This window comes from Methylobacterium sp. M6A4_1b, assembly GCF_053345175.1.
In genome coordinates, this window is record NZ_JBKEZQ010000004.1 from 132,373 (window position 1) to 150,111 (window position 17,739).

13 protein-coding genes are annotated in these 17,739 nt (G+C 69.6%); 8 read left to right on the forward strand and 5 right to left on the reverse strand.

Annotated features, from left to right (window positions below; genetic code table 11):
- Positions 1-128 precede the first annotated feature (128 nt).
- Complete coding sequence (locus tag ACLBWX_RS05960) at positions 129-794, forward strand: L,D-transpeptidase (RefSeq protein WP_447676154.1); 666 nt, start codon at positions 129-131, stop codon at positions 792-794.
- A 78-nt stretch (positions 795-872) separates the two neighbouring features.
- On the opposite strand, the gene ACLBWX_RS05965 is transcribed toward ACLBWX_RS05960, so the two are convergent.
- Positions 873-1,220, reverse strand: coding sequence for a DUF6460 domain-containing protein (locus tag ACLBWX_RS05965; protein WP_447676155.1), 348 nt, complete (start codon positions 1,218-1,220; stop codon positions 873-875).
- A gap of 243 nt (positions 1,221-1,463) precedes the next feature.
- Here ACLBWX_RS05965 and ACLBWX_RS05970 point away from each other — a divergent pair, with 243 nt between their 5' ends.
- From ACLBWX_RS05970 to pdeM, 3 genes are read left to right on the forward strand one after another with little or no spacing between them, the layout of a single operon-like run.
- On the forward strand, positions 1,464-2,426 hold the full coding sequence (locus ACLBWX_RS05970) for an alpha/beta hydrolase (RefSeq protein WP_447676156.1): 963 nt from the start codon (positions 1,464-1,466) through the stop codon (positions 2,424-2,426).
- On the forward strand, positions 2,423-5,074 hold the full coding sequence (locus ACLBWX_RS05975) for a ligase-associated DNA damage response DEXH box helicase (RefSeq protein ID WP_447676308.1): 2,652 nt from the start codon (positions 2,423-2,425) through the stop codon (positions 5,072-5,074). Before ACLBWX_RS05970 ends, ACLBWX_RS05975 begins: the two co-directional genes overlap by 4 nt.
- 43 nt (positions 5,075-5,117) lie before the next feature.
- The gene (gene pdeM, locus ACLBWX_RS05980; protein ID WP_447676157.1) at positions 5,118-5,831 is read left to right on the forward strand and encodes a ligase-associated DNA damage response endonuclease PdeM; all 714 of its coding nucleotides are present in this window, start codon (positions 5,118-5,120) and stop codon (positions 5,829-5,831) included.
- A 13-nt stretch (positions 5,832-5,844) separates the two neighbouring features.
- Here the strand turns inward: pdeM and ACLBWX_RS05985 are convergent, their stop codons facing one another.
- The gene (locus ACLBWX_RS05985; protein WP_447676309.1) at positions 5,845-6,282 is read right to left on the reverse strand and encodes a DUF3429 domain-containing protein; all 438 of its coding nucleotides are present in this window, start codon (positions 6,280-6,282) and stop codon (positions 5,845-5,847) included.
- 167 nt (positions 6,283-6,449) lie between these two features.
- Positions 6,450-9,683, reverse strand: a complete 3,234-nt coding sequence (locus ACLBWX_RS05990) for a hypothetical protein (protein WP_447676158.1) — start codon at positions 9,681-9,683, stop codon at positions 6,450-6,452.
- Positions 9,684-9,965: 282 nt separating this feature from the next.
- On the opposite strand from ACLBWX_RS05990, the gene ACLBWX_RS05995 reads away from it, so the two are divergent.
- The 3 genes from ACLBWX_RS05995 (at position 9,966) to ACLBWX_RS06005 (ending at position 13,639) form a co-directional block, all read left to right on the forward strand.
- Entirely contained in the window at positions 9,966-11,753 is a 1,788-nt protein-coding gene (locus tag ACLBWX_RS05995) for an acyl-CoA dehydrogenase C-terminal domain-containing protein (protein ID WP_447676159.1), read from the forward strand.
- Positions 11,754-11,828: 75 nt separating this feature from the next.
- On the forward strand, positions 11,829-13,037 hold the full coding sequence (locus ACLBWX_RS06000) for an acetyl-CoA C-acetyltransferase (RefSeq protein WP_447676160.1): 1,209 nt from the start codon (positions 11,829-11,831) through the stop codon (positions 13,035-13,037).
- Between the two features lie 101 nt (positions 13,038-13,138).
- Positions 13,139-13,639 (forward strand): hypothetical protein, encoded by a 501-nt coding sequence (locus ACLBWX_RS06005; protein WP_447676161.1) that lies wholly within the window; start codon positions 13,139-13,141, stop codon positions 13,637-13,639.
- Between the two features lie 30 nt (positions 13,640-13,669).
- On the opposite strand, the gene ACLBWX_RS06010 is transcribed toward ACLBWX_RS06005, so the two are convergent.
- Positions 13,670-14,470: an EAL domain-containing protein gene (locus ACLBWX_RS06010; RefSeq protein WP_447676162.1), complete on the reverse strand. Its 801-nt coding sequence runs from the start codon at positions 14,468-14,470 to the stop codon at positions 13,670-13,672.
- A gap of 119 nt (positions 14,471-14,589) precedes the next feature.
- On the opposite strand from ACLBWX_RS06010, the gene ACLBWX_RS06015 reads away from it, so the two are divergent.
- A complete protein-coding gene (locus ACLBWX_RS06015) occupies positions 14,590-16,794 on the forward strand; it encodes a 3-hydroxyacyl-CoA dehydrogenase NAD-binding domain-containing protein (RefSeq protein WP_447676163.1) in 2,205 nt (734 codons plus the stop codon).
- A 45-nt stretch (positions 16,795-16,839) separates the two neighbouring features.
- Here the strand turns inward: ACLBWX_RS06015 and ACLBWX_RS06020 are convergent, their stop codons facing one another.
- A complete protein-coding gene (locus ACLBWX_RS06020; RefSeq protein WP_447676164.1) occupies positions 16,840-17,715 on the reverse strand; it encodes a 3'-5' exonuclease in 876 nt (291 codons plus the stop codon).
- Positions 17,716-17,739 lie beyond the last annotated feature (24 nt).

The window sequence follows — 17,739 nt, forward strand, 5'->3', positions numbered from 1 at the left end:
CGTTGCGGTGCGAATTCAGCTTGGCTTTGAAGCGTGAGCGTTTACGTCTTGGGCACACTTCGCACCGTAACGTGCGTCAAGTTTTCCAAGCCGTTTCCACAGAATACGTTCGCCTTTGAGAGGCTCCGATGCGCCGTTTCGCCCCCGCCCTGACCGGGCTCGTCTGCGCGCTTGGCACGTGGGCTTCGCCCGCCGCTGCCTACGAGATCGACCCGCTGACCCGTCAGCCGCTCGATAACGCCCTGGTCATCCGGGTGCGGCCGCAGAACGAGCCGGTCGCACTCCCCACCGCCAACGCTTCCCTGCCCGCCGCCGACCCGATGGCCCCGTCCTCGGCCGTGCCGCAGATGTCGGCGATCCAACGCGAGGAAGTCGCCTACACGGGCAGCTACGCTCCGGGCACCATCGTGGTCTCCACCGGCGAACGGCGCCTCTACTACGTGCTCGGCGACGGCAAGGCCCTGCGCTACGGCGTCGGCGTCGGCCGGCCGGGCTTCACCTGGGGTGGCGTGCAGACCATCACCATGAAGCGCGAGTGGCCCGATTGGCGTCCGCCGGCCGAGATGCTGCGCCGCCGTCCCGACCTGCCGCGCTTCATGAAGGGCGGCATCGAGAACCCGCTCGGCGCCCGCGCCATGTACCTCGGCAACTCGATCTACCGCATCCACGGCTCGAACGAGCCGGAGACGATCGGCACCGCCGTGTCCTCGGGCTGCATCCGCATGACCAACGACGACGTGGCGGACCTCTACACCCGCGCCAAGGTCGGTGCGAAGGTCATCGTCCAGCGCTGATCGTCGATCATCCCTTCCAGACGTTTCGGGGGCCGGTGGAAACACCGGCCCCTTTTCGTTGATGGCGTCGAAACCCCGTTACTTCGACACCGCGAAGAAGCGCGACAGGAGCCAGAGCGGCACCACCACGACAGCGCCGGCCAGGATCCAGCGGCCGAAATCGTGGAAGGTGGCGAGGCCGAGGTCGATCAGGGTCCGCACCGCGTCGTAGGCGTGCCAGAACAGCAGTCCGGGCGTGACGCCGAGGGTCGCCATCACGGCACCGACGAGCACCGACAGGAACAGCAGTTTCACGAACACGGTGGCGGGCGAACCGCCGAGGAAGCGACGCAGGGCCGAGCGCCGCCCCTGGTCGGGGAACGGTGCGCCGGCATAGGGCTGGCCCCCATAGGGCGGCGGGCGGCGCGGGTCGTGGTCGAGCGTCATGGGGGTGTCCCGGGGCGTATCGTGAGGTCGTGCGATACTCGCCTCTCAACCCCGTGAACCCGGCGGAACCGTGACGCAAGCGACACAGTTTGCACGAAAGCCGACACATGCGGGAGCGTTAGGCGTTTTCGCCCAGCGGACGGATGGCCCCGTTGCTTGGACCGGCCCATCTTAGGGAGGTGATCCCCTCCCCGGATCGACTCCCGCCCCGCAGACTGACCTGTTGATGAAACGAACCGTTCCATGATCGACCACGCCCTGTTCGATCCGGCGATGATCGATCCCGACACCAAGCGCCTGAACGCCGAGATCGTGGCCGCGCACGCTGCGCAGGTCGACCCGTGGTCGATCCCGATGACCGAGGTTCGCGCGCGTCGGCGCCAGGGCACGCAGGCCTCGCCGGCCATGCCACGCAGCGCCCGCGCCGAAACCATCACGATCGACGGCCCCGCCGGTGCCCTGCAGTTGCGCGTCATCCGGCCCGACGCACGGAAATGGGCCAAGCTACGCGGCGCCTACCTGCATATCCATCGCGGTGGCTGGGTCTGGGGATCGGCCGACGAGCAGGACCCGTGGCTCGAGCGGATCGCCGATGCCTGCGGCTTCGTCTGCCTGTCGGTCGAGTACCGCCTGGCCCCCGAGCATCCCTACCCGGCCGCCCTCGAGGATTGCGAGGCCGCCGCCCTCTGGCTCGCCGGTCCCGGCCGGGCGGAGTTCGGTATCTCGGCCCTGACCATCGGCGGCGAATCGGCCGGTGCGCAGCTCGCCGTGATGGTGCTTCTCCGACTGCGCGACAGGCATGGCCTGCCCCGCGCCTTCCGGGGCGCCAATCTGAACGCGGGGTTCTTCGACCTCGGCCTGACTCCGAGCGTGCGCAACTGGGGCACCGACCGCCTCGTGGTGAACACCCAGGATCTGACCAACTTCGCCAACGTCTATGTCCGCGACGGCATCGACCGCCGCCGGCCCGACGTCTCGCCGGTCTATGCCGACCTCAAGGGGCTGCCCCCGGCCCTGTTCACGGTCGGCACCCACGATCCGCTCCTCGACGACACGCTCTACATGTCGGCCCGCTGGGCGGCGGCCGGAAACGGCGGACACACGGCGATCTATCCGGGCGGCTGCCACATCTTCGTGCGCTACCCCGGGGCGATGTCCGAGCGGGCGCTGGAGCTCATCGACCGCTTCCTGATGGCCCTGGCCTGAGCAAGCGCCCCACGGCATCGCCGCTGCCCGAGCGCTTCGCCGCGTGGTTCTCCGCGCGCGGCTGGGTACCCCGACCCCACCAGCTCGACCTTCTCGAGATCGTCGGACAGGGCCGCTCGGCCCTCCTCGTGGCGCCCACGGGCGCCGGCAAGACGCTGGCGGGCTTCCTGCCGAGCCTGACCGCCCTGGCGGCACGACCGGCCTCGGCGAAGCCGCGCGGGTTGCACACGCTCTACGTCTCGCCCCTGAAGGCGCTCGCCGTCGACATCGCCCGCAACCTCGACGCGCCCATCGCCGAGATGGGCCTCAGCGTGCGCGTCGAGACCCGCACCGGCGACACGCCCTCGCACAAGCGCACCCGGCAGATCGCGCGCCCGCCCGACATCCTGCTGATCACACCGGAACAGCTCGCCCTGCTCATCGCCCATCGCGAGGCGGCAGACCTCTTCGCCGACCTGTCCTGCGTCGTCCTCGACGAGTTGCATGCCCTGGTGACGTCGAAGCGCGGTGACCTCCTTTCCCTGGCACTGGCACGCCTGCACCGCCTCAGCCCCGGCCTCACCGCGATTGGCCTCTCCGCCACCGTACGCGAACCGGACGAGCTGCGCCGGTATCTGGTGCCGCAGAACCCTCCCCCCTCTGCGGGTGAGGATGTCTGCGCAGCAGGCGAGAGAGGGGGCGACCTCTCCACAGATGGCGCTCCCGTCTTGCGGGACTTCGTCCCGGCCCGACCCGCGCCAACGCGCGGGCCGCCCTCCCCCGCAGACGGGAGAAAGTTTCATCCGGCGCTCGCCGAACTCGTCGTCGTGAAGGGCGGCGCGGCGCCCGACCTCCACATGCTGGATACCGGGCTCACCCTGCCGCTCGCCGGCCACACCGCCTGGCAGGCGATGCCGGCGATCTACGACCTCATCGGGCAGCACCGCACGGTGCTGGTCTTCGTCAACACACGCCTCCAGGCGGAGTACACCTTCCAGGAACTCTGGCGGATCAACGACGCCAACTATCCCATCGCCCTGCATCACGGCTCCCTCGACGCCACGCAGCGCCGGCGCGTGGAGGCCGCGATGGCGGCGGGCCAGCTGCGGGCGATCGTCTGCACCGCCACCCTGGACCTCGGCATCGACTGGGGCGACGTCGACCTCGTCGTCAATATCGGGGCACCGAAGGGGGCGAGCCGGATCATGCAGCGCATCGGCCGCGCCAACCACCGCATGGACGAGCCGTCGAAGGCCTACCTGGTGCCGGCCAACCGGTTCGAGATGCTCGAGTGCCAAGCGGCTCTCGACGCCGTCGAGGCCGCCGCTCAGGACACGCCCGATGCCCGCCTCGGCGCCCCCGACGTGCTCGCCCAGCACGTCCTTGGCATGGCCTGCGCCGACGCCTTCGATCCGGTTCGGCTCTACGAGGAGATCGTTTCGGCAGCGCCCTATGCAGGGCTGTCCTGGGAGGATTTCGAGGCGGTGGTCGATTACGTCGCCACCGGTGGCTATGCGCTGCGCGCCTACGAACGCTTCGCCAAGATTCTTCGCGGACCGGACGGCCTGTGGCGGGTGCGCGACGCCCGCATCGCCCAGCAATACCGGATGAATGTCGGCACCATCGTGGAATCCGCGAAGGTGAAGGTCCGCCTCGCCCGCGGCGTGCGCGGCAAGCCCGGTGCGATCCTGCCGAAGGGCGGTCGGGTGCTGGGGGAGATCGAGGAGGATTTCGCCGATACCCTGACGCCGGGCGACACCTTCCTGTTCGCCGGCGAGGTCCTGCGTTTCGAAGGCCTGTCCGAGGACGAGGCCCTGGCGACCCGGGCCGGCTCCGGCACGGACCCGGCGATCCCCTCCTACGCAGGCGCGAAGTTCCCGCTCTCGACCTTCCTCGCCGCGCGGGTCCGTGCGCTGATCGCCGATCCGTTCGAATGGGACCGGTTGCCGAAGCAGATCTCGGACTACCTCCTGCAGCAGCGCACCCGGTCGGTCCTGCCAGGTCCGACGGGACTGCTCGTCGAGACCTTTCCGCGCGCCGGGCGCTACTACCTGACGGCCTTCCCCTTCGAGGGGCGGCTCGCGCATCAGACCCTCGGCATGCTGCTCACCCGTCGTCTCGAACGGGCCCGGATGCGGCCCCTGGGCTTCGCCGCCAACGATTACGGCATCGCCATCTGGCTCAACCGGGATGTCGGCGAGCGGATCGGCGGCGAGCCGGACTTTCTCGAGACGCTGTTCGCCGAGGACATGCTCGGCGACGACCTCGAGGCCTGGCTCGACGAATCCGCCATGATGAAGCGCACCTTCCGGCAATGCGCGGTGATCGCCGGTCTGATCGAGCGACGCTATCCCGGGCAGGCCAAGACCGGGCGGCAGGTCACGATCTCGACCGATCTGGTCTACGACGTGCTGCGCAAGCATCAGCCCGACCATCTTCTCCTGAAGGCGGCGCGCCAGGATGCGGCAACCGGACTCCTCGACGTGAAGCGCCTCGGTATGATGTTGAGACGCATCCAGGGGCGAATCATCCACAAGGCGCTCGATCGCGTCTCGCCGCTCTCCGTTTCCGTCATGCTCGAGATCGGGCGCGAACGGGTCTACGGCGAGGGCGCCGACGAGATTCTGGCCGAAGCCGAGGCCCAGCTGCTCGAAGAAGCGCTGGGTTGACAGTGCGGTGAAGCACCCCTTCACGGAAACAGAGGATGCGGTTTTGGCGCTCGGCCAGAGACTTGAGAAAACCATCCGGGCTCCCGGCCTGACCCTTGCCGGCGAAATCCTCGCCCTCGACCTCTGCGGTGGCCTCTGGCTCAGCGCCCACCGCACCCTGATCGTGTCCGACCTCCACCTGGAGAAGGGCTCCGCCTATGCGGCCCGGTCCGGCCAGTTCCTGCCACCCTACGACACCCGCGAGACCCTGGCCTGCCTGCACGAGGTGATCGCCCGTCTGGACCCGGCCTGCGTGGTCGCGCTGGGCGATTCGTTCCACGATTCGCGCGGCCCGGAGCGAATGGAGCCCGGTGACCGCGCCATGGTGGCTGCCCTGCAGGAGGGGCGCGACTGGGTCTGGATCGCCGGCAACCACGACCACGGGGTGAGCGAGGGCGTCGGCGGACGCTACGCCGAGACCCTGATGGTCGGTGGCCTGACCCTGAGGCACGAGCCGACCGTCGACGCCCCCGTGGGCGAGGTCGCCGGGCACCTGCATCCCTGCGGCAAGGTCGCCATGCGGGGCCGCACGGTGCGACGGCGCTGCTTCGTCACTGACGGGCGCCGCCTGATCATGCCGGCCTTCGGCGCCTATGCGGGGGGGCTCAACGTCCGCGACGCCGCCTTCGAGCCGCTGTTTCCGGCCGGCTTCACGGCACATCTCCTCGGGGACGGCCGCGTCTTCGCCATCGGAAAGACGATGCTGAGCAAGGATTGAGGCGAAGGCCGGTTCAGGCCGCGATCAGCAGCGAGGCCCCCGCGACCCCGGACAGGGCCAACCTCAGGCGGCCGAGCCAGACCGGGACGAGCCCGCGGCGCGCCAAGTCCTGGTCGACGAGGCCCCAGGCGAGCACGAGAATGCCGAGGATGCGTAGGTCCCACGGCATCGGCGCGGCGAGCGCCGCCCAGGCGATCAGAGAGGGCAGGATCGCGATGGCGTAGTCGGCGCCGCCCGAGTTGCGGGCGGCGGCGGCACCCCAGCGGATTCCGCCGAGGAACGACGCGATCACGGCACCGTAGGTCGAGAGCATGAGGCGTGGGCTGAGACCGATCGTGCCGAGTCCGCCGTCGGAGCCGCTATAGGCGAGCAGGGCGAAGCCCAGGAACGGGATCAGACCGGCGATACCCAGGATCAGGGCGACCGGTGGTACCGTCGTCACGCGCACCATCGGCTCTCCGCTCATCCGGGACTCCCTGCGAAAAGGGGGCCTTGCGCTTGGGAATGGGTCGTCCGGGCCGTACGATCCGGAAACCAACATCCGGACAACGCCGAGGCGCCGGGTTCGCTGCACCGCGGAACGGCGGCAGAAGCTCGCATCCCCGAAGCGCGAGTCCGTCAGATCCGCCGCGCCGGTGGCACGTTGCCGGAGGGCGCCGGCGCCCCGAGCAGGCTCATGGTGTTCTCGGTCGGAAGTGGCGCCGGGATCTCGTTGGATGCCGGCTCCGGGACCTTCGGCTTGAAGGCCGCGACCTGGGCCCGCGCGGCGGCCAGAGCCTTCGCATCGAGCTTGGCGGCCACGTCGTCGCGCTTCTTGGCTGCGTCCTCGTCGCCCTGCGTCGCGGCGGCGGAGAACCAGAGGAAGGATTGCGCGAGATCCTGCTGGACGCCCATGCCGCGGGCGTAGAGCACCGCGAGATTGTACTGGCTGTCGCGAAGACCAAATTCGGCTGCGCGCTTGAACCAGAGCGAGGCGGCGGCGAAATCGGGCTTGCCGCCGGCAGCCGGATTTTCGGCGTAGATCACCGCGAGGTTGTGCATGGCCCGGGCGTTGCCGAGCTCGGCGGCGCGCCCGTACCAGAGCTTGGCCTGGTTCAGGTCTCGGGCGACGCCGACGCCCTTCTCGTAGAGGCTGCCGAGCTTGTACTGCGCCGGCGCGAAGCCGCTCGCCGCGATCTGCTCGAAGATCTTCACCGCCAGCGCGGGATCACGTCCCATTCCGCGGCCTTCGGCGGCCCGCATGCCGAGATCGTAGGCGGCCGCACCGTCGCCGTCGAGGGCGGCCTGGCGCAGCTTGACCAGGGCGGGCGGCACCACCGCGAGGTCGGCGGAGATGCCGGCCATCGTGGGCACCCGCGGTACCGCGGAGCGGGACGCGGCGGACCCTGCCCCCTTGGCGGGCGTGCTCTCGGCGAGGCTCTGCGTCGTCTGCGGATCGGCGACGGACGGACCCGTGGCCTTGCCGTCCTGTGACTTCGCCTCCCTGGATTTGCCTTCCTGGGACTTGTTCGGCGCATCGGTCCCGGCGGCGACCGGGCCGGTGGGGGTCGAGACGGCGGCGACCGGCTCGGCGGCCGGCGGCTCGGTGCCGGCGGTCCGCCGGGCGTTCAGGGCCTGCAGCGCGCCGAGGAGGAGGACCACCGCAGCGAGGCCGAGGAGGAGCGGCTTCCGGCGACGGTCGACGCCGCTGCGGAAGCGCGCGAGGCGACCTGCGCGCTGGCTGGCATCGGCGCCGTCGCGGTTGCCCTCGACGTCGGAGGCGCCGGTCTGGCCCGCGGCCTCGGCCTGGGCGGCCTGGGCCGCGCGCCGGGCGGCAGCGATGAAGCTGGTCTTAATGTCGCTGTCGGCAGCGCCGGCGTCGCTCGCCTCGATCCGACCCGCGGCCCGATCCCGGCCCGGTCGTCCGGCGCCCGGCTCCAGAGGCAGGTCGGGACCCGTGACCTGGGGGCGCTCGGCCCGCAGCGCATCCGGACGGCGGGACGGGGCTGTTCCAGCGGGATGTTCCGCGCCCGGATCCTTGGACAGCTCCCGGACCAGGTCCTTGGCGACATCCCGTTGCATGCGGGGCGTGAGGGCGAGCGGAGCATCCGGATCGGTCGGGCCGACGCGTCCGACCAGACGCTCGAGGGCGGAATAGACGCCCGTCAGCGTCGACTGCATCCGCTGCTCGGAGGCGACCTGATGGGCGCGCAGATCCGCAAGGCTCGCCCGAAGGAGCGCGACTTCGCCCGTCTCGGCGGCCGCACCGATGGTCTCCGCGACCGCGTTGCGGGCTGCGCGCTCGACGGCGGCCTCCATCGGCGCCTCCGCCCGCAGGGCCGAGACCTGGTCGAGGAGGTCGGTCATCGTGCGCTCGAGACCGGCCAGCGCCGGGTCGGCATCACGGGTGTCGATGCGCTCGGCCAGGGCGAGCACCTGCTGCTCCAGGGCGTCGAGGCCTTCGTCGCGCGGACCCTCGCCCGTGCCGATCCAGTCGAGCTTGACCGTCAACTCGTGCAGCATGCCGTGAATCGAGGCGAGATTCTCGTCCGGCTGCACCGGCCGACGCAGGGTCGCCCCGATGTCCTCGAGGCGTCCGATCAGGTCTCCGACGGGATTGATGCTGACCCGGTCGACCTTCTCGGACAGGGCATCGATCCGGTGGAGAATGACGTCCGAATCCTGGTGGGCGGCCATCGGTCCCACCCCGCGAAGGGCGTCGAGCTTGGCGTCCATCTGCTGGATCTGCTCGCCGATGGCGGCGTCGGTGCTCGACCGCAATCCGATCCGGATCTCCTCCAGCAAGGGGCGCAGCTCCGCCATGCCCTCGCCGGGCATGCCGGTCTGGATCTGCGAGACCTGGTTGCTGATGGCCTGGATGCCGGCGGCGAGGCTCTGGATCCGCTCCGGTCCGGCGAGCGCACCGATCAGGCGACGGATCTCGTCGAGCTCCCGGAACAGCCCGGCCACGACGTCCTGCTCGGCGAGACCGGTGGAAACGCCCTGGAGCGTTCCGTTCATCCTGGCGGCGAGGCGCTCGACATCGGCGGCGACGCGGGCGTGCACGTTCTCGGCGACATCCTCGGCCAGACGCTCCACCTGGGCGCGGATCGCCTCGATAGGGGCGGCGATGACCGCGAGGTCGGCCGGGGCTTCCGCCTTCCGAACGCCCGCCGCGAGCGTCTGCATCGCATTCTCGAGTGCGCCGACGTCTCGGCCGCTGGCGAGGCTTCCAATCGATTCGCGCAGGCGAGCCGTCTCGCTCTGAAGTTCGGCGATGGCGGGGGCATCGACGAGGGGCGCAGGCGGGGCGGCCCGGGCCGTTGCGGAAGCCGCCGGAACGCCGGCCAGCTCTCGCTGGCGCTGGCGGATCTCGGTGACCGCGTCGCGGATCTCGGTGACGGCGGGCCGGCCGCGGCGGCCGAGGAGACGCGGCGTCGCGAGCTGCTCGCCGATCTCCGTCATGCGGCGCTCGATCTCGGCGAGGCGATGCGCCATCTCGGAGGCCGATTCGGCCTGCGGGAGCATGGGCGGCACCGGAGCGGGCGCCTCGGACCCGATGCGCTGGTCGATGCCGTCGAGGCGGCGCATCATCTCGGTGAGGGCGGCGTTCTTGCCGGGGCGGATGCCCGCGGGTGGCGTGCTGGACGAGATCTCGACCGGGCTCGATGGCGCGACGGTCTGGGACGGCTCGGCCGCCGGCTTCTTCGAGGGCTCCGTCGTGGTCGGGGCCTTGTTTCCGCGGACGTCGGGTTCGACGATCGACGCGATCCAGGTCTCGACCGGAATGCCGGCGCGGCGCGCCATGTCCCGCGCCGCCTCGAGCACGTCGGGATCGAAGCCTTCGAGGTCGAGGGTCGCGTTGCGTGTCATCGTCAAACCTGACTCGGCGAAGTCCATGGCTCGATCCGCGAGTGTCCCCCGCCACGCAAGAACGAGGAAGGGATTAACGGCAGATCCGCGCTCCCCGACATTTGGTAGTCTTGGTAAACAGGCGGTTAAGGCGTGGCCGATTGGTGTCTCGGGCACCATTCTCGCGGCGCGCGCTGCGACCCCCTTTCGCCCCTCGCGAATTAGTTTATATGTGAACGATCAGGTGCGCCGGCGGTCGGAGAACCGTCCAGGAACGCAGCCGTTTCCGGGAGATGATGCGCGATGCCAAGCTACAAGGCACCGGTCGAGGACGTCCTGTTCCTGCTGAACGACGTGCTCGGGTTCCACCGCCACGATAACCTCCGCGGATTCTCGGATGCGTCGCCGGACGTGATGGAGGCGGTTCTCAACGAGGGCGCCAAGCTCGCCGAGACCGTGCTCGCGCCGCTCAACCCGGTCGGCGACCGGGAGGGCTGCATCCGGCATCCCGATGGCAGCGTCACGACCCCGAAAGGCTTCAAGGCCGCCTACGACGCCTACGCGGGGGGCGGCTGGATGGGGCTTTCGATGCCCGAGGAATATGGCGGCCAGGCCCTGCCACACACCCTGAACACGGCGATCCAGGAATTCGCCTCCGGTGCCAACCTCGCGCTCGGCATGTATCCAGGCCTGACCCAGGGGGCGATGGCGGCCCTCGTGGTGCACGGGTCGGACGAGCAGAAAGCCCTTTACCTTCCGAAAATGGTGGAAGGTGCCTGGACCGGCACCATGAACCTCACCGAGCCGCATTGCGGCACGGATCTCGGCCTCCTCAAGACCAAGGCCGTGCCGAACGGCGACGGCTCCTACAGCCTCACCGGCACCAAGATCTTCATCTCGGCCGGCGAGCACGACCTGTCGGAGAACATCATCCATCTGGTGATCGCCCGCATCGAGGGCGCGCCGGCCGGGACCAAGGGCATCTCGCTCTTCGTGGTGCCGAAGTTCCTCGTGAACGCGGACGGCTCGGTCGGCGAGCGCAACCCGGTCTCCTGCGGCTCGCTCGAGCACAAGATGGGCATCCACGGCAACTCGACCTGCGTCATGAACTACGACGGGGCGAAGGGCTGGCTCGTCGGACAGGAGAATCGCGGACTGAACGCGATGTTCGTGATGATGAACGAAGCCCGTCTCGCGGTCGGCGTTCAGGGTCTCGGTCAGTCCGAGGTCGCCTACCAGAACGCCGTCGCCTACGCGCGTGACCGGCTCCAGGGCCGCGCCCTCACCGGCGCCAAGGCGCCCGAGAAGGCTGCCGATCCGATCATCGTCCATCCCGACGTGCGCCGGACCCTGATGGGCATCCGCGCCTTCAACGAGGCCGCCCGCGCCCTCGTGCTCTGGACCGCGCTCCAGGCCGATATCGGTCACCGGTCCGACGATGCGGCCGAACGTCGGAGTGCCGAGGACCACATGGGCCTGATGACCCCGGTGGTGAAGGGCGTGTTGACCGACCGGGGTTTCGCGAACGCGGTCGAGGCCCAGCAGATGTTCGGCGGCCACGGCTACATCGAGGAATGGGGCATGTCGCAGTTCGTGCGCGATGCCCGCATCGCGATGATCTACGAGGGCGCCAACGGCATCCAAGCCATGGACCTCATCGGCCGAAAGCTGCCGAAGGACGGCGGGCGGGCGATGATGAGCTTCCTCGGCGAGGTGCAGACCTTCATCAAGGACCACGGCGAGGACGAGGCGATGAAGCCCTACGTCGCGCCCCTCCAGGCCGGCCTCAACGACCTTCAGGGCGCCACCATGTGGTTCATGCAGAACGCCTTCACCAAGCCCGACAATGCGGGCGCCGGTGCCACCGACTACATGCACCTGCTCGGACTCGTCGCCATGGGCTACATGTGGGCGCGCATCGCCAAGGCCGCCCTGGCGCGGCAGGCGGAAAGCCCGTCCGAGACGATGGCCGCCAAGCTGGTGGTGGGCCGCTTCTACATGGAGCGCCTCCTGCCCGAGACCGCGAGCCGGCTGGTGCGGATCAAGGCCGGCGCCGACACGACGATGGCGCTTGCCGCCGAGGCGTTTTAGATCGTCGCGACCGTTGCGCCCCTCTCGCGGCGGGGTGACGCCCACGCCGCCAGGGTCAAGAGAACGAGGACACGCATGCCCGAGGCCTTCATCTACGACCATGTCCGCACCCCGCGGGGCCGCGGCAAGCCCGATGGCTCGCTCCACGAGGTGACGGCCCTGCGCCTCGCCGAGGTGGCGCTCCGCGCCCTCAAGGAGCGCAACGACCTCGACACGCGCCGCATCGACGACGTGGTGCTGGGCTGCGTCGATCCGGTGGGCGAGGCCGGCGGCGACATCGCCCGTGCCGCGGCCCTGGTCGCCGATTACGGCACCCACGTGCCGGGCGTGCAGATCAACCGCTTCTGCGCCTCGGGCCTCGACGCGGTGAACTTCGCCGCCGCGCAGGTGATGGCCGGACAGCATGACATGACGGTGGGCGGTGGCGTCGAGTCGATGAGCCGCGTCGGCCTCGGCGCCTCGGGTGGGGCCTGGCCCGTGGATCCGGCCATCGCGATCAAGTCCTGGTTCATGCCCCAGGGCGTGTCGGCCGACCTGATCGCCTCGAAGTACGGCTTCAGCCGCGACGATTGCGACGCCTATGCGGTCGAGTCGCAGAAGCGCTCGGCCGCCTCCTGGGCCGAGGGCCGCTTCGCCAACGCGGTCGTGCCGGTGCGCGACATCAACGGCATCACGCTGCTGGCCAATGACGAGCACATGCGGCCGTCCACCGACATGCAGTCGCTCGGCCAGCTCAAGGCCTCCTTCGTCCAGATGGGCCAGATGGGCGGCTTCGACGCGGTGGCGATCGATGCGCATCCGGACGTCGAGACCGTCAACCACGTGCACCACGCCGGCAATTCGTCGGGCATCGTCGATGGAGCCGCCGCGGTGCTGATCGGCTCGGCCGAGGCCGGCAGCGCCGCGGGTCTCAAGCCCCGCGCCCGCATCCGCGCCTTCGCCAATATCGGTTCGGACCCGGCCCTCATGCTCACCGGCCCGGTGGACGTGACGAAGAAGGTCCTGGCCCGCGCCGGCATGAGCCTGTCCGATATCGACCTGTTCGAGGTCAACGAGGCCTTCGCCGCGGTGGTGCTCCGCTTTCAGCAGGCCTTCGACGTCGATCCGGCCAAGATCAACGTCTGCGGCGGCGCCATTGCCATGGGCCATCCGCTGGGCGCCACCGGCGCGATGATCCTCGGCACGGTGCTCGACGAGCTGGAGCGCACCGGCAAGGAGCGCGCTCTGGTGACCCTCTGCATCGGTGCCGGCATGGGCACCGCCACCATCATCGAGCGGGTGTGAGCCCGCGCCGCCTCCCAAACCCCGCGCAAGTGGGGTAGAGGGCGGCGCCCGCCGCCGCCCGGCGCCGGGCTCACGACAAGAATCTCCGAGGACACGCCACGATGACGCGCCTGCTCGCCACCCTCTGCCTGACCACCGCCCTCTGCCTGCCCATCGCCGCCCGCGCCGACGATGCCGCCGAACGCATCGCGGTCGCCAAGGACCTGGTGCAGAAGACCACGATCAAGAATCTGGAGGTCGGCTTCACGGGCGCTCTCGAGAAGACCGTGGCGCCGATGAAGGAGGACAAGGCCGAGGCCGTGCGCAAGGAGATCCGCGCCGAGTTCGACAAGCAGCGCGAGACCATGCTCGACGGCCTGTCGAAGGCCTATGCTGAGAAGTTCAGCCTCGACGAATTGAAGCACCTCTCCGAAATCTACGGCGACAAGACCTACCAGAAGTTCCAGGCGGTCAATGCCGACCCGGCCTCCACCGTGACGACGATCTCGCAGGCCTCGGTGACCAAGCTCCTGAACATGCTGGCCATCGCATCGGCCGGCGACTCGGCGGCCAACGCGGCCCCGGGCGCACCCGGCGCCCCGATGCCGCTGCCGGCGCGCTGAGGCGAACCGGCGGGGATCCCGATGGCCGGCTCAAGCCACATGCGCGCGGGCATACCCGCCCGCCGGAGAGCCGGCCACCGGGAAGCCGTTCACGTGGGGCAGCGCTTCGAGGTGGGGCTTGGCGAAGTGGTAGCCCTGGAAGAGGGTGGCGCCGAGGCTGCGCAGGGTCTCGAGCTCCGAGGCCGTCTCGACGCCCTCGGCGATCACCGCGATGCCGAGGGGTTGGGCGATGCCGATGATGCCCGCCACGATGATCTGACGGCGCCGGTCGGTATCGATGCCGCGCAGCAGGTCCATGTCGATCTTGATCAGGTCGGGCTGGAAGTTCGCGAGCAGGCTCAGACCGGCGAAGCCCGCGCCGAAATCGTCGAGGGCGGTCAGGAAGCCCTGGCGCCGGTACTCGGCGACGATGCGCGAGACGTGGGCGGTGTCGCGGAACTTCTCGTTCTCGGTGAACTCGAACATGATCCGGTCATGGGCGAAGCCGGCCTTGCGGGCCGCCTCCAGGGACGAGCGGATGCAGGCCGCCGGCTCGTAGACGGCGTTCGGCATGAAGTTGATCGACAGGCGGGTCGCATCGTCCGTCGGGAACAGGCGTCCGGCGAGTTCGATCGCCTTCACCCGCGCGGCCTGGTCGAAGCGGTAGACTGTTTCCGGCGTCACGCGGCCAAGGATCGAGGCGGCCGATTCGCCGCCCGTGCCGCGCACAAGCGCCTCGTAGCCCCAGACGCGGTTCGCCGCGAAGTCGAGAATCGGCTGGAACGCCATGGTGAAGGTGAAGTCGAGTTCGGCTCCATCGCGGCAACCCTGGCAGCCGGTCCGTGCGGTCATAGTCGTGTCCTGTCGCAGCAAGGTGCCCCCCGGCATACCCTGATGCATTCTCAAGGTTTGAGATTGGCTTAAGCACGCCAGCCGAAGCCGCCCACCCGCCGCCTATTCGAGGATCAGCGATGAATCTCACCAATTTCCGACTCGAGACCGACGCCGACGGCATCGCGCTGGCGACCTGGGACATGCCCGGCCGCTCGATGAACGTCTTCACCAATGCGGTGATGGACGAACTGAGCCAGGTGGTCGACGCCGTGGTGGCGGACCCCGCGATCAAGGGCTGCGTCATCGTCTCGGGCAAGGACAACTTCTCGGGCGGCGCCGACCTGACCATGCTCCAGGGTCTCGGCCGCGAGTTCGAAGCCCTCAAGGCCGAGCGCGGCGAGGAGGAGGCGATGCGCCACTTCTTCGAGGAGTCGCGCAAGCTCAGCCTCGTCTTTCGCAAGCTCGAGACCTGCGGAAAGCCCTTCGCGGCGGCGGTGAACGGCATCTGCCTCGGGGGCGCCTTCGAACTCGCCCTCTCCTGTCACTACCGCGTGCTCTCCGACGATCCGAAGACCCGCGTCGGCCTGCCCGAAATCAAGGTCGGCCTGTTTCCGGGCGGTGGTGGCACGCAGCGCGTCGCACGCTTGATGCAGACCGGCGACGCCCTGCAGATGCTGTTCAAGGGCGAGCAGATCCGTCCGCTGATGGCCAGGAACATGGGGCTCGCCCACGAGGTGGCGGCCAAGGACGAGATCGTCGCCAAGGCCAAGGCCTGGATCGCGGGCGGCGGCTCGGCCGTGGCGCCCTGGGACCAGCCGAAGTTCAAGGCGCCGTCCGGCAAGGTCTACTCGCCGGCCGGCATGATGATCTGGCCCCCGGCCAACGCGATCTACCGGCGCGAGACGCACGACAACTACCCGGCTGCCAAGGCGATTCTGGCCTCCGTCTACGAGGGCCTGCAGCTGCCGATGGATCAGGGTCTGCGCGTCGAGAGCCGGTACTTCGCCCACATCCTGCGGAGCAAGGAGGCGGCGGCGATGATCCGCACGCTGTTCCTCTCCATGGGCGAACTCAACAAGGGCGCGCGCCGCCCGAAGGACGTGCCGGCCACCAAGGTCCGGCGGGTCGGCGTCATCGGCGCGGGCTTCATGGGCGCGGGCGTCGCCTACGTCACGGCCAATGCGGGCATGGAGGTCGTGCTCGTCGACCAGTCGGTCAAGGCGGCCGAGAAGGGCAAGGCCTACGCCCACAAGCTCGTCACCGACCAGATCAACAAGGGTCGCGCCAAGACTGCCGATCGCGACGCCCTCCTGGCCCGCATCAGCGCGAGCGCCGACTATTCCGACCTCGCCACCTGCGACCTCGTGATCGAGGCGGTGTTCGAGGACCCGAAGGTGAAGGCCGAGGTCATAGCCAAGGTCGAGGCCGTCATCCGGCCGGAGACGATCTTCGCCTCCAACACCTCCACCCTGCCGATCACGGGCCTCGCCAAGACCTCGGCCCGGCCGGAGCAGTTCGTCGGCATCCACTTCTTCTCGCCGGTCGAAAAGATGATGCTCGTCGAGATCATCAAGGGCGACCAGACCGGCGACGCGGCGCTGGCCACCGCCCTCGACTACGTCCGGGCGATCAAGAAGACCCCGATCGTCGTCAACGATGCGCGCGGGTTCTTCGCCAACCGCTGTGTCGGCGCCTACCTGCTCGAGGGCCACAAGATGCTCAACGAGGGCATTCCGGCGGCGATGATCGAGAATGCCGGCCGCCAGACGGGCATGCCGGTCGGTCCCCTTTCGCTGACCGACGAGGTGGCCGTCGATCTCGCCCTGAAGATCGTCAAGGCGACGGAGGCGCAGCTCGGGGCCGAGAGCATCGACCCGGCCCAGAAGGCGCTGCTGTCCACCCTCGTCGAGGGCGAGGGCCGGCTCGGCCGCAAGAACCGGCGCGGCTTCTACGACTATCCCGAGGGTGCGCCCAAGCGCCTGTGGCCCGGCCTCGCCGGCCTCCAGGCGACCAAGGTCGATCCGGACGACGTGGACTTCGCCGAGCTGAAGCAGCGCCTCCTGGTGGTGCAGGCGCTGGAAGCCGCGCGGACCGTCGGCGAGGGCGTCGTCACCGACCCACGCGAGGCGGACGTCGGCTCGATTCTCGGCTTCGGCTTCGCGCCGTTCACCGGAGGCGCTCTGTCCTACATCGACTTCATGGGCGCCCAGGCGTTCGTGACGCTGGCGCAGGGCCTGGAAGCCAAGCACGGCCCGCGCTTCGCCGCACCGCCGAACCTCCTGGACATGGCCGCCCGCGGCGGCACGTTCTACGGCGACGCGGCGGTGAAGAAGGCAGCGTAAGGCTTTCCCCGGGTGGATCTTACGACGGGTGAGGCGGCGACCGCCTCACCCCACCGAGACCGCCGTCATCCGGACGCGCAGGATCTCGACATCGTCGTGGTTGCTCGACAGCAGGTCGGTGATGTCGCCGGCAAGCAGCGCCTTCACGTGGCGGCACCGGGTGCCGTAGCGGCCGGCCATGCAGGTGCAGCGCAGGTGCGGGCCGCCGGTGCGATCCTCCAGGGTCACGGCATAGCGGTTGCCGCTGCTGCCGCGCACCGCGAAATGCAGGCCCGCCGAAGACGTTGAGCGCGCGCCTGCGGCGAGACGGGCACGCTCCGTCAAGGAGCCGGGCCGGCTGCGCGGAGGCATGGCGAGGTCGGGACCGGCCGGGGCCGTGGTGATCGGCAGGTGAAGCGCCCGCGACAGGGCCGGCACGTCCGGCGCACCGGTCTCCCGCACGGCGGCGAGAGCGATCTCCGCGCAGGCATAGGCATCCTCGCCCGCGTCGTGATGCTCGAAGCGGATCCCGAGCCGCGCCGCGACCTTGCCGAGGCCGCAGCCCTCCTCCGCCGGAAACACCCGCCGGGCGATCTGCAGCGTGCAGAGATAGGAGAAGGCCGGGGGTCGAACCCCGTGCGCGGCCAGGGAGGCGCGCAGCACGCCGAGGTCGAAGCCGGCGTTGTGGGCGAGGATCAGCCCGGAGGCGAGCTCGGGCAGGAACTCCGCCATGACGGTGGGGAAGGCCGGCTGGTTGCGCACGTCCGCTGGGAGGATGCCGTGGACCCGGATGTTGCCCGGCGAGAAGCGCAGCTCCGGCGGCCGGATCAGCCGGGATTCCCGCCGGACCACTCGGCCGCCGGCGATCCAGGCGAGCCCGACGGCACAGGCGCTGTCGCGCCGCTCGTTGGCGGTCTCGAAGTCCAGGGCGATCACGGTCATGCGGGAATGATGGCGCTTTGTCCC

Coding starts and splice junctions, on each gene's coding strand:
- ACLBWX_RS06020 (WP_447676164.1), bottom strand. CDS start 17,715: ATGACCGTGATCGCCCTGGACTTCGAGACCGCCAACGAGCGGCGCGAC.
- ACLBWX_RS05965 (WP_447676155.1), bottom strand. CDS start 1,220: ATGACGCTCGACCACGACCCGCGCCGCCCGCCGCCCTATGGGGGCCAG.
- ACLBWX_RS06005 (WP_447676161.1), top strand. CDS start 13,139: ATGACGCGCCTGCTCGCCACCCTCTGCCTGACCACCGCCCTCTGCCTG.
- ACLBWX_RS05960 (WP_447676154.1), top strand. CDS start 129: ATGCGCCGTTTCGCCCCCGCCCTGACCGGGCTCGTCTGCGCGCTTGGC.
- ACLBWX_RS06015 (WP_447676163.1), top strand. CDS start 14,590: ATGAATCTCACCAATTTCCGACTCGAGACCGACGCCGACGGCATCGCG.
- ACLBWX_RS05990 (WP_447676158.1), bottom strand. CDS start 9,683: ATGACACGCAACGCGACCCTCGACCTCGAAGGCTTCGATCCCGACGTG.
- ACLBWX_RS05995 (WP_447676159.1), top strand. CDS start 9,966: ATGCCAAGCTACAAGGCACCGGTCGAGGACGTCCTGTTCCTGCTGAAC.
- ACLBWX_RS06010 (WP_447676162.1), bottom strand. CDS start 14,470: ATGACCGCACGGACCGGCTGCCAGGGTTGCCGCGATGGAGCCGAACTC.
- ACLBWX_RS05970 (WP_447676156.1), top strand. CDS start 1,464: ATGATCGACCACGCCCTGTTCGATCCGGCGATGATCGATCCCGACACC.
- ACLBWX_RS06000 (WP_447676160.1), top strand. CDS start 11,829: ATGCCCGAGGCCTTCATCTACGACCATGTCCGCACCCCGCGGGGCCGC.
- ACLBWX_RS05985 (WP_447676309.1), bottom strand. CDS start 6,282: ATGGTGCGCGTGACGACGGTACCACCGGTCGCCCTGATCCTGGGTATC.